Below are 10,996 nucleotides of genomic sequence, written 5' to 3'. Positions count from 1 at the left end.
CGCCGCCGCGCCGCCCGCCGCGCCCACCTTTCAGCACCTCCCCGAAGCCTGGGTGCTCGAACTCTCCAGCTTCCAGCTCGACACCGCGCACGGCTTCGAGCCGACGGTGGCGGTGGTGCTCAACGTCTCCCAGGACCACCTCGACTGGCATGGCTCCATGAGCGCCTACGCCGCCGCCAAGGCGCGCGTCTACGGCAGCGGCGCGCTGATGTTGATCAACCGCGATGACCCCCTGGTCGAGGCGATGCTGCCCGCCCCACAGGTCACCAAGGGCAGCCGCGGCGTGCGCAGCCGGACCACGCAGCGCAAGGCGGTGCGCTTTGGCCTGGGCGCGCCGCAGCAGCCGGGCGACTACGGCCTCGTCGTCGAGCACGGCATGGCCTGGCTGGTGCGCGCGCTGGAAGCCGACGAGACGGTCAAGCGCCGCCGGGGTGACGCGCCCGGCCACCAAGACCTGCACCTGCAGCGCCTGATGCCCGCCGATGCGCTGCGCATCCGTGGCCGCCACAACGCCGCCAATGCGCTGGCCGCGCTGGCGCTGGCCAGCGCCATTGGCCGGCCGCTCGCGCCGATGCTGCACGGCCTGCGCGACTACCGCGGCGAGCCGCATCGCGTCGAGCTGCTCGCGGTGGTCGGCGGCGTCGAGGCCTACGACGACAGCAAGGGCACCAACGTCGGCGCCACCGTGGCCGCGCTCGACGGCCTGGGCGCCGACAAGGCGCCGGGCAAGCTCGCCGTCATCCTGGGCGGCGACGGCAAGGGGCAGGACTTCGGCCCGCTCGCCGCACCGCTGGCGCGCCATGCGCGCGCGGTGGCGCTGATCGGGCGTGACGCCGGCCTCATCGAGACGGTGCTGGCCCCGCTCGACATGCCGCGCCAGCGCCACGCCACGCTCGAGGCCGCCACGCGCTGGGCCTTCGAGCAGGCGCGCCCCGGCGATGCGCTGCTGCTGAGCCCCGCCTGCGCCAGCCTGGACATGTTTCGCAACTACGCGCATCGCGCCGAGGTGTTCGCCGCCACCGTGCGCGAGCTGGCCTGCGAGCGGGGGGAAGTCGTATGACCGAAGCGAGCGCCGCCCGCTTCGGCTTGGCGGCCCTGCGCGAGCGCATCGGCGCGCTGCTCGGCGCACGCCCGGACGCACTGCCGATCCGCGACTGGGTCAGCGTGTCGCAGGGCCAGCCGGCGCGCCTGCTCGGCTTCGACGTCACCCTGCTGTGGGTGATGGCGGCGCTGTTGGCGCTCGGCACGGTGATGGTCTATTCGGCCTCGGTCGCGCTGCCCGACAGCCCGCGCTTCGCACGCTATGCGCCCACGCACTTTCTGGTGCGTCACTTGCTGGCGATCGGCCTCGCGGCGGTCGCGGTGTTCGTCACCGCGCAGATCCCGATGAGCCAGTGGGAGAAGTATTCGCCGTGGCTGTTCATCGGCGCGCTGGCGCTGCTCGTGCTGGTGCTCGTGCCGGGCATCGGCAAGGGGGTCAACGGGGCGCGCCGCTGGATACCGCTGGGCCTCTTGAACTTCCAGCCGAGCGAGTGGGCCAAGCTCGCCATGGCGCTCTACGCCGCGGGCTACATGGTGCGCAAGATGGAGATCAAGGAGAACTTCACCCGCGCCGTCGCACCGATGGCGGTGTCGGTGGCGCTGATCGGCGTGCTGCTGCTGGCCGAGCCCGACATGGGCGCCTTCATGGTGATCGCCGCCATCGCCATGGGCATCCTGTTCCTGGGCGGCGTCAACGGCCGCATGTTCCTGCTCATCACCCTGGTGCTGGTGGGCGCCTTCGTATTGATGATCACCTTCAGCGAATGGCGGCGCGAGCGCATCTTTGCCTACCTCAACCCCTGGGACGAGAAGTACACGCTCGGCAAGGCCTACCAGCTTTCGCATTCGCTCATCGCCTTCGGCCGCGGCGAAATCTTCGGCCAGGGGCTGGGCTCCTCGGTCGAGAAGTTGCACTACCTGCCCGAGGCGCACACCGACTTCCTGCTCGCCGTGATCGGCGAGGAGCTCGGCTTCGTCGGCGTGGCGCTGGTGATCGCCGCGTTCTTCTGGCTCACGCGCCGCGTGTTCCACATCGGCCGCCAAGCGATCGCGCTCGACCGCGTGTTCTCGGGCCTCGTGGCGCAGGGCGTGGGCATCTGGATGGGCGGGCAGGCGTTCATCAACATGGGCGTGAACCTGGGCGTGCTGCCCACCAAGGGGCTGACCCTGCCGCTGATGAGCTACGGCGGCTCGGCGATCCTGATGAACTGCGTGGCGCTGGCGATCGTGCTGCGGGTCGATGTCGAAAACCGGCAACTCATGCGCGGGGGGCGGGCATGAGTGCGCGCTTGTCCGGCGCACGTCACCTCGTCGTCATGGCCGCCGGCACTGGCGGGCACATCATCCCGGGCCTCGCGGTGGCCCAGGAGATGCAACACCGTGGCTGGACCGTCAGCTGGCTGGGCACCACGCACGGCATGGAAAACCGCCTCGTGCCGAGCGCCGGCATCGAGCTCGACACCATCGCCTTCAGCGGCTTGCGCGGCAAGGGGCTGCTGCACACGCTGACCGGCGGCTTTCGCCTGCTGGTGGCGTTTGCCGCCTGCCTGAAGATCCTGCGCCAGCGCGCCGCCACCGCGGTGCTCGGCATGGGCGGCTATGTGTGCTTTCCCGGTGGCCTCATGGCCTCGCTGCTCGGCAAGCCGCTGCTGCTCGTGAACGCCGACGCCGCGCTGTTGATGAGCAACCGCGCCTTGAAGCCGGTGGCCGACCGCATTGCCTTCGGCTTCGACGGCGCCGCGGCCACCACCACGCGCAACGCCGTCGTCACCGGCAACCCGGTGCGCGCCGAGATCGAGGCGCTGCCCGATCCCGCCGCCCGCTACGCCGGGCGCAGCGGGCCGCTGCGGCTGCTGGTGGTGGGCGGCAGCCTCGGCGCCAAGGTGCTCAACGAGACCCTGCCCGCGGCGCTGGCCTCGATGAGCGCCGAGCAACGCCCGCTCGTGACGCAGCAGACCGGCGCGCTCAACCGCGACGCCGTCAAGGCCGCCTATGCCGCGGCCGGCATTACCGAAGGCGTGGAGGTGCTGGCCTTCATCGACGACATGGCCGCCTGCCTGGCGCACTGCGACGTGGTGGTGTGCCGCGCCGGTGCGGTGACGGTGAGCGAACTGTGCGCGGCCGGCGTGGCCAGCGTGCTGGTGCCGCTGGTGGTGAGCACCACCTCGCACCAGCGCGACAACGCGCAATACATGGCGCAGCACGGCGCGGCCCTGCATCTACCGCAGGCCGAGCTCACGCCCGCGGCGCTGGCAACACTGTTGCGCGAACTGGACCGCACGCGCCTGCTGGCGATGGCGCAGAAGGCGCGCGCCCTGAGTCGTCCGCGCGCTGCGGCGCGGGTGGCCGATGAAATCGAGCGATTGGTGGTGGGCCCATGAAACACGCCGTCAAGCACATCCACTTCGTCGGCATCGGCGGCGCCGGCATGAGCGGCATCGCCGAGATCCTGCACAACCTGGGCTATCTGGTCTCGGGCTCCGACCAGCACGCCAGCCGCATCACGCGGCGCCTGGCATCGCTGGGCATTCGCGTGGCCATCGGGCACGACGCGGCCCACATTGCCGGTGCCGAGGCGGTGGTCACGTCCACCGCGGTGCAAGCAGACAACCCCGAAGTCATCGCCGCGCGCTCCAAGCGCGTGCCCGTGGTGCCGCGCGCCGTGATGCTGGCCGAGCTGATGCGCCTGAAGCGCGGCATCGCCATCGCCGGCACGCACGGCAAGACCACCACCACCTCGCTGGTGGCCAGCGTGCTGGCCGAGGCCGGCCTGGACCCGACCTTCGTGATCGGTGGGCGCCTGGCCAGCGCCGGTGCCAATTCAAGGCTCGGCGCGGGCGACTACATCGTGGTGGAGGCCGACGAATCGGACGCGTCCTTCCTCAACCTGAATGCGGTGCTCAGCGTCGTCACCAACATCGACGCCGACCACATGGACACCTACGGCCACGACCTCGGCCGGCTCAGGCACGCCTTCATCGAGTTCCTGCACCGCATGCCGTTCTACGGTGCGGCCATCGTCTGCGGCGACGACGCCGGCGTGCGCTCCATCCTGCCGATGATTTCGCGCCCGATCGTCACCTACGGCCTGGGGGAAGACGCGCAGGTGCGCGCCGTCGACGTGCAGGCGCTGGCCGGCGGGCAGATGCGCTTTACCGCGCAGCGCAGGAACGGCGTGGTGATGCCCGACCTGGACGTGACGCTCAACCTGCCCGGCGAGCACAACGTGCGCAACGCGCTGGCGGTGATCGCGGTGGCGGCCGAGCTGGAGCTGCCCGACGCGCCGGTGGTCAAGGCGCTGGCCGCCTTCGACGGCGTCGACCGGCGCTTCCAGCGCTTCGGCGAGCTGGCGCTGGCGTCGGGCGGCAGCTTCACCCTGGTGGACGACTACGGCCACCACCCGGTCGAGATGGCGGCCGTGGTGGCCGCGGCGCGCGGCGCCTTCCCCGGCCGTCGCCTCGTGCTGGCCTTCCAGCCGCACCGCTACACCCGCACGCGCGACTGCTTCGAAGACTTCGTCAAGGTCATGAGCACGGCCGACGCGGTGCTGCTGGCCGAGGTCTACGCGGCCGGCGAGGCGCCGATCGTGGCGGCCGACGGCCGTGCGCTGGCCCGCGCGCTGCGCGTGGCCGGCAAGCTGGAGCCGGTGTTCGTCGACGACGTGGCTTTGATGGCGCAGGCGATCGCAAGCAACGTGCGCGACGGGGATGTGGTCATCACGATGGGGGCGGGGTCGATCGGCGCGACCCCGGCACAGCTGGTCGAACTGCTCGCCGCCAGGGAGGCCCCATGAACATCGATCCGGCATCGTTCGGCAAGGTCGCCGTGCTGATGGGCGGCAGCTCGGCCGAGCGCGCCATCTCGCTCATGTCCGGCGGCGGCGTGCTCGCGGCGCTGCAAGGCCAGGGCATCGACGCGCATGCCTTCGATCCGGCCGAGCACGACCTGGTCGAACTCCGGACGCAGGGCTACACGCGCTGCTTCATCGCGCTGCACGGCCGCCACGGCGAAGACGGCACGGTGCAGGGCGCGCTCGAGTTGCTGCGCATTCCCTACACCGGCTCCGGCGTGATGGCTTCGGCCATCGGCATGGACAAGGTGATGACCAAGCGCGTGTGGCTCGCCGAGGGCCTGCCGACGCCGCGCTACATCTGCCTCGCCAGCGACGAGCAGCAGCCGGCGCGCATCCGCCGCCTGGCCGGTGAGCTGGGCCTGCCGCTGATCGTCAAGCCGCCGCGCGAAGGCTCGTCGATCGGCGTCACCAAGGTGACGGCGGCGGGCGACGTCGACCAGCAGATGCTGGACGCGGTGGCACTCTCGGCGCAGTACGACGCCGACGTGCTGTGCGAGGAATTCATCGACGGCCCCGAGCTGACCTGCCCGGTGCTCGGGCGCGGTGCGACGGCCCAGGCGCTGCCGGTGATCCGCATCGTGCCGCCCGCGGCCGGCTACGACTACAACAACAAGTACTTCACCGACGAGGTGCAGTACCTGTGCCCGAGCGGCCTGCCGGCCGAGGAAGAAGCGCAGATCCAGCGCCTCGTAATCGCCGCCTACCGCGCGCTCGGCTGTCGAGGCTGGGGTCGCGCCGACCTGATGCTGCGCGCCAGCGACCGCAAGCCCTACCTGCTGGAGATGAACACCTCGCCCGGCATGACCAGCCATTCACTGGTGCCGATGTCGGCCAGGGCGGCCGGCATCGGCTACGAGCAACTGTGCCTGCGCATCCTGCAGACCGCGGCGCTGGACGGCTGAGACAAGCGCATGGCCGCCCGCGCTCCCCGCAAACCCGCCGCACCGGTGGCGCCGCCGTTCGACGTGCGCGCCATGAACGCCGCCGCGAGCGTGCTGTTCGTGGTGGCGCTGCTGGCGTTCGCGGGGCTGGCGCTCGGCTGGGCGACGCGCTCGCCGCAGTTCACGCTCAGGGGCATCCGCATCGAAGGCGACGTGGCACGCAGCAGCCTGACGACGATCCGCGCCAATGCCGTGCCCAGGCTGCAGGGCAACTTCTTCAGCATCGACCTGGCGCGCGCACAGACGGCGTTCCAGTCGGTGCCGTGGGTGCGCCGCGCGGTGGTGCAGCGCCTGTGGCCCAACCGCCTGGCGGTGCGGCTCGAAGAACACCGCCCCGCCGCCTGGTGGCAGGTGGACGAGGGCGACGACAAGCTCGTCAACCTGCAGGGCGAGGTGTTCGAGGCCAACCCGGGCGACGTCGAAGAAGAAGACTTGCCGGTGCTGCAGGGGCCGCCCGGCTCGTCGGCCGCGGTGCTGGCGATGCACGGCCGGCTGCAGCCGGTGTTCGCGGCGCTCGATGCCCGCGTCGACAAGCTGTCGATGAGCGCGCGCGGCTCCTGGCGCGTGGTGCTCGACGGGGGTGCTGCCGTCGAGCTGGGGCGCGGCAGCGAGGCCGAGGTGCTCGCACGCACGCAGAGCTTCGTGGGCACGCTGCCGCAGTTGACCGAACGCTACCAACGCCCGCTCGCGCATGCCGACCTGCGCCACGCCGACGGCTATGCGCTGCGGCTCCAGGGCATCGGCACCGTGGCGCCGGGCGCCAAGACCAAGAAATAGAACCGGGGGAAGCAACGCATGGCCAAGGAATACAAGGATCTGGTGGTCGGCCTGGACATCGGCACCGCCAAGGTGATGGCGGTGGTGGCCGAGGTCATGCCCGATGGCGAGTTGCGCGTGGCCGGCATCGGCACGGCTTCTTCGCATGGTTTGAAGCGCGGCGTGGTGGTCAACATCGACGCCACGGTGCAGTCGATCCAGCAGGCCCTGAAAGAGGCCGAGATGATGGCCGACTGCAAGATCACGCGCGTCTACACCGGCATCACCGGCAGCCACATCCGCGGGCAAAACAGCACCGGCATGGTGATCGTGCGCGACAAGGAGGTCACGCCGGTGGACGTGGCGCGGGTGGTGGAGACCGCCAAGGCGATCAACATTCCCAACGACCAGCGCCTCTTGCTGGTGGAGCCGCAAGAATTCGTGATCGACGGCCACGAGGTCAAGGAGCCGATCGGCATGTCGGGTGGGCGCCTGGAGGTCAAGGTCCACATCGTGACCGGCGCGCAAAGCGCGGCCGAAAACATCGTCAAGTGCGTGCGCCGCTGCGGCCTCGAGGTGGAGCAACTGGTGCTCAACCCGAGCGCCTCGAGCCACGCCGTGCTCACCGCCGACGAGAAGGACCTGGGCGTGGCGCTGGTGGACATCGGCGCGGGCACCACCGACGTGTCGATCTTCACCGACGGTTCGGTGCGCCACACCGCCGTCATTCCGATCGCCGGCGACCTGATCACCAGCGACATCGCGATGGCGCTGCGCACGCCGACCAAGGACGCCGAGGAGATCAAGGTCGAGCACGGTGTGGCCAAGCAGTTGCTGGCCGACCCGAGCCAGCAGGTCGAGGTGCCGGGTCTGGGCGACCGCCCGCCGCGCATGCTGAGCCGCCAGGCACTGGCCGGCGTGATCGAGCCGCGCGTCGAAGAGATCTTTTCGCTGGTGCAGCAGGTGATCCGCGAGAGCGGCTACGAGGAGCTGCTCTCCAGCGGCATCGTGCTCACCGGCGGCAGCGCGGTGATGCCCGGCATGGTGGAGCTGGGGGAAGACATTTTCTTGAAGCCGGTGAGAAAGGGCTTGCCCCTTTACGCCGGCGCACTGAACGACATGGTGGCCAACCCGCGGTCGGCCACCGTCATGGGCTTGCTCGAAGAAGCGAGGCTCGCGCGCACGCGCGGCATGAAGGCAGCGCAGCAGGCGGGGTCCGTCCAGACCCTGTTTGGCCGCGTGAAGGACTGGTTCATCGGGAATTTTTAAGTCGATTTTTTGACTATCAACCGGCACGGCAACTGCACACCAAGGAGCACATAGCAATGGCTATTGAAATGATCGAAGAGTTTGAACTCGGCACCCGCATCAAGGTAATCGGCGTGGGCGGCGGCGGCGGCAACGCGGTCGACCACATGATCAACGAGGGCGTGCAAGGCGTGGAATTCATCTGCGCCAACACCGACGCGCAGTCGCTGCACCGCTCCAAGGCCAACATGCTGATCCAGCTCGGTACCACCGGCCTGGGCGCGGGCTCCAAGCCGGCCGCGGGCAAGGCCGCGGCCGAAGAGGCCGAGGGCCGCATCCGCGACGCCATCCAGGGCGCCAACATGATCTTCCTGACGGCGGGCATGGGCGGGGGCACCGGCACCGGTGCTGCGCCGGTGATCGCGCGCGTGGCCAAGGAGATGGGCATCCTGACGGTGGGTGTGGTCACCAAGCCCTTCGACTTCGAGGGCGGGCGGCGCATGAAGCAGGCCGAGGCGGGCCTGGCGGAGCTGGAGGCCAACGTCGACTCGCTGATCGTGATCCTGAACGAGAAGCTGATTGAAGTGCTGGGCGACGACATCTCGCAAGACATGGCCTTCAAGCAGGCCAACGACGTGCTCAAGAACGCGGTGGGCGGCATTGCCGACATCATCCACATCGACGCCTCCATCAACGTCGACTTCGAGGACGTGAAGACGGTGATGAGCGAGCCCGGCAAGGCAATGATGGGCACCGCCACCGCCACCGGCCCGGACCGCGCCAACAAGGCGGCCGACTACGCGGTGGCCTGCCCGCTGCTCGAAGGCATCGACCTGTCGGGTGCCAAGGGCGTGCTGGTGCTGATCGCGGCGAGCCGCGCCAGCCTGAAGCTGTCGGAAAGCAGGAACGCGATGAACACCATCCGCCGCTACGCCGCGGACGATGCTCACGTGATCTTCGGCGCCGCCTACGACGAGAGCCTGGGCGACACGCTGCGCGTCACGGTCATTGCCACCGGCCTCGCCCCGGCCAGGCAGCGTGCACAACCGCCGATGACGGTGGTCCACAGCACCACCCTGCAGCGCACCGGCACCGACAACGGCCCCGCGCTCAACCAGCCGCTCTACCCCAACCAGGCCCAGGTCACGTCACCGCCGCACCACGACTACTCGGGCATGCAGGTGCCCAGCGTCTGGCGCAGCGGCCGCACGCAAGCGGCCGCCAAGGTCGACGCGCTGGCCAGCAACGGCATGGACGAGTTCGAGATTCCGGCGTTCCTGCGCAAGCAGGCCGACTAAAAGCGGGACTCCCTGCCTCCGCGAGGCAGGGAGTTCTTGCTCCCTCTCCCGCCGGGGGAGGGCCGGGGTGGGGGCCAGTCCGGCCTCACCCCTGCGTCGCCGTGCCCACGACCCTGCCCGAACATTCCCTCGCCCACGAAAACGCGCGAGCGCCGGCCCAACAATGCCATCGCACGCCCCGCCTGCCGAGGCGGGACGGCCTTCCTACAATCGGCCCCATGCTCCAGCAACGCAGCCTGAAATCCATCACCCGCGCCGTCGGCGTGGGCGTCCACAGCGGCCAGCGCGTCGAGCTGACCCTCAGGCCCGCACCGCCCGACACCGGCATCGTGTTTCGCCGCGTCGACCTGGCCAACGCCGTGGACATACCGGCGCGCGTGGAGTCGGTGTGCGACACGCGCATGGCCTCCACCATCTCGGCCGGCGGCGACCCCGGTGCGCCCAAGGTGCAGACCATCGAGCACTTCATGTCGGCCTGCGCGGGCCTGGGCATCGACAACCTGCGCGTGGACATCACGTCCGACGAGATGCCCATCCTCGACGGCTCCGCGGCGAGCTTCGTGTTCCTGCTCCAGAGCGCCGGCATCGAACTGCAGGACGCGCCCAAGCGCTTTGTCCGCGTCTTGAAGACCATCGAGGTGCGCGACGGCGAGGGGCCGACCGCCAAGTGGGCGCGCCTGGAGCCCTACCACGGCTGGAAGCTGGTGTTCGAGATCGTGTTCGACCACCCGGCCGTCAACCAGACCGGCCAGCGCGTCGAGTTCGACTTCGGCGACAACCAGTACCGGCGCGACATCGCCCGCGCGCGCACCTTCGGCTTTACCAAGGACGTGGACGCGATGCGCGCCCGCGGCCTCACGCTCGGCGGCAGCATGGACAACGCCATCGTCGTGGACGACACGCGCGTGCTCAATGCCGAGGGGCTGCGCTACGACGACGAGTTCGTCAAACACAAGCTGCTCGACGCCATCGGCGACCTCTACATCGCCGGCCACCCGCTGCTGGCGAGCTACACCTCCTTCAAGGGCGGCCACGCACTCAACAACAAGCTGCTGCGCGCGCTGTTCGCCGACGCGAGCGCCTGGGAGCTGGCCACCTTCGAGCGACTGAGCGACGCGCCGCGCGGCTTTGCCGAGCTGGCACCGGCCTGGTAGCCAGGCCGCGCCCATGCTGGTCTTTCGCTGGATCATCCTGCTGCTGCTGGTGGCCGGCATCGTCTGCTTTGCGATGTACGTCGGCACCGGCCAGGCGCGCTGGCGAGCGCTGGGCCTCACGATCGTGAAGTGGACGGTGATCGCGGGGCTGGGCTTCTTCGCGGTGCTGGTGCTGGAGCGGCTGGCGGTGCTGGCTTAGGGGCGGGCCGGCAGCAGCGCGTCGAGCGGGCTGCGCACTGCGCCGCCGCCGACCTTCAACACGGGCGCGTAGATCATGGTCGTCCATCGCGTGCAGCCCTGCGCCGTCACGACCGGGTGGTGTACGCGAAGACATCGCTGGGCGGGCCGACGGCGGTGCTGGACTACCTGGCTCGCTGCAGGCATCGCACGGACATCGGCAACGAGCGGCTGGTGGCCCTCACCGATGACGAGGTGCTGCTGCGCGTGCGCGGGCCTCGTCGTAATGCGAGACCGCACGGCGCATCGGTGCGCGCGCATCAGCCGCGAGTCGCCTTCGTCACCGGAAGCGATGTCGACGCCGCGCCGACGTCTGATGCAGCGTGCGTTGGCGTTGCCCGCAGTCGGCGCTGAAACTTACACTGCCCACGCCTTCGTCATAACGGCGGTTCAGTTCAACACGGTTTATCTGGCGCTGCGTAGCGTCGCCTTTGACTTTGGCCGGCAGGGCGCCAGATAAACGCTATT

The 10,996-nt window shown here is 69.8% G+C and carries 11 protein-coding genes; all 11 read left to right on the top strand.

Annotated features, from left to right (window positions below; translation table 11 throughout):
* The coding region (murD, locus tag RMO12_RS11660; RefSeq protein ID WP_309639414.1) for a UDP-N-acetylmuramoyl-L-alanine--D-glutamate ligase at nucleotides 1-1,060 on the top strand (1,060 nt) is incomplete at its 5' end.
* The gene (ftsW, locus tag RMO12_RS11655; protein WP_309639413.1) at nucleotides 1,057-2,322 is read left to right on the top strand and encodes a putative lipid II flippase FtsW; all 1,266 of its coding nucleotides are present in this window, start codon (nucleotides 1,057-1,059) and stop codon (nucleotides 2,320-2,322) included. The genes murD and ftsW, both read left to right, overlap by 4 nt.
* Nucleotides 2,319-3,422: an undecaprenyldiphospho-muramoylpentapeptide beta-N-acetylglucosaminyltransferase gene (gene murG, locus RMO12_RS11650; protein WP_309639412.1), complete on the top strand. Its 1,104-nt coding sequence runs from the start codon at nucleotides 2,319-2,321 to the stop codon at nucleotides 3,420-3,422. The genes ftsW and murG overlap by 4 nt, the downstream gene beginning before the upstream one ends.
* Entirely contained in the window at nucleotides 3,419-4,834 is a 1,416-nt protein-coding gene (murC, locus tag RMO12_RS11645; RefSeq protein ID WP_309639411.1) for a UDP-N-acetylmuramate--L-alanine ligase, read from the top strand. The genes murG and murC overlap by 4 nt, the downstream gene beginning before the upstream one ends.
* Nucleotides 4,831-5,796: a D-alanine--D-alanine ligase gene (locus tag RMO12_RS11640; protein ID WP_309639410.1), complete on the top strand. Its 966-nt coding sequence runs from the start codon at nucleotides 4,831-4,833 to the stop codon at nucleotides 5,794-5,796. Before murC ends, RMO12_RS11640 begins: the two co-directional genes overlap by 4 nt.
* A 9-nt stretch (nucleotides 5,797-5,805) precedes the next feature.
* Entirely contained in the window at nucleotides 5,806-6,612 is an 807-nt protein-coding gene (locus tag RMO12_RS11635) for a cell division protein FtsQ/DivIB (protein WP_309639409.1), read from the top strand.
* 18 nt (nucleotides 6,613-6,630) lie between these two features.
* A complete protein-coding gene (ftsA, locus tag RMO12_RS11630) occupies nucleotides 6,631-7,860 on the top strand; it encodes a cell division protein FtsA (protein WP_309624577.1) in 1,230 nt (409 codons plus the stop codon).
* A 56-nt stretch (nucleotides 7,861-7,916) separates the two neighbouring features.
* Nucleotides 7,917-9,137 carry a cell division protein FtsZ gene (gene ftsZ / locus RMO12_RS11625; RefSeq protein WP_309639408.1) on the top strand — a complete coding sequence of 407 codons (1,221 nt, stop codon included), beginning with the start codon at nucleotides 7,917-7,919 and terminating at the stop codon, nucleotides 9,135-9,137.
* A 218-nt stretch (nucleotides 9,138-9,355) separates the two neighbouring features.
* Nucleotides 9,356-10,291 (top strand): UDP-3-O-acyl-N-acetylglucosamine deacetylase, encoded by a 936-nt coding sequence (gene lpxC, locus RMO12_RS11620; protein WP_309639407.1) that lies wholly within the window; start codon nucleotides 9,356-9,358, stop codon nucleotides 10,289-10,291.
* 13 nt (nucleotides 10,292-10,304) lie between these two features.
* Nucleotides 10,305-10,490, top strand: a complete 186-nt coding sequence (locus tag RMO12_RS11615) for a hypothetical protein (RefSeq protein ID WP_309624574.1) — start codon at nucleotides 10,305-10,307, stop codon at nucleotides 10,488-10,490.
* Between the two features lie 98 nt (nucleotides 10,491-10,588).
* The gene (locus RMO12_RS16010; protein ID WP_405029669.1) at nucleotides 10,589-10,882 is read left to right on the top strand and encodes a transposase; all 294 of its coding nucleotides are present in this window, start codon (nucleotides 10,589-10,591) and stop codon (nucleotides 10,880-10,882) included.
* The last annotated feature ends 114 nt before the right edge of the window (nucleotides 10,883-10,996 follow it).

The organism is Methylibium sp., from assembly GCF_031393925.1.
Taxonomy (GTDB): domain Bacteria; phylum Pseudomonadota; class Gammaproteobacteria; order Burkholderiales; family Burkholderiaceae_C; genus Methylibium.
This window is presented reverse-complemented; position numbering and strand designations above follow the sequence as displayed.

What these genes read in the sequence shown, in the direction of transcription:
- ftsW (WP_309639413.1), top strand. Translation starts at nt 1,057, where the DNA reads ATGACCGAAGCGAGCGCCGCCCGCTTCGGCTTGGCGGCCCTGCGCGAG.
- murG (WP_309639412.1), top strand. Translation starts at nt 2,319, where the DNA reads ATGAGTGCGCGCTTGTCCGGCGCACGTCACCTCGTCGTCATGGCCGCC.
- murC (WP_309639411.1), top strand. Translation starts at nt 3,419, where the DNA reads ATGAAACACGCCGTCAAGCACATCCACTTCGTCGGCATCGGCGGCGCC.
- RMO12_RS11640 (WP_309639410.1), top strand. Translation starts at nt 4,831, where the DNA reads ATGAACATCGATCCGGCATCGTTCGGCAAGGTCGCCGTGCTGATGGGC.
- RMO12_RS11635 (WP_309639409.1), top strand. Translation starts at nt 5,806, where the DNA reads ATGGCCGCCCGCGCTCCCCGCAAACCCGCCGCACCGGTGGCGCCGCCG.
- ftsA (WP_309624577.1), top strand. Translation starts at nt 6,631, where the DNA reads ATGGCCAAGGAATACAAGGATCTGGTGGTCGGCCTGGACATCGGCACC.
- ftsZ (WP_309639408.1), top strand. Translation starts at nt 7,917, where the DNA reads ATGGCTATTGAAATGATCGAAGAGTTTGAACTCGGCACCCGCATCAAG.
- lpxC (WP_309639407.1), top strand. Translation starts at nt 9,356, where the DNA reads ATGCTCCAGCAACGCAGCCTGAAATCCATCACCCGCGCCGTCGGCGTG.
- RMO12_RS11615 (WP_309624574.1), top strand. Translation starts at nt 10,305, where the DNA reads ATGCTGGTCTTTCGCTGGATCATCCTGCTGCTGCTGGTGGCCGGCATC.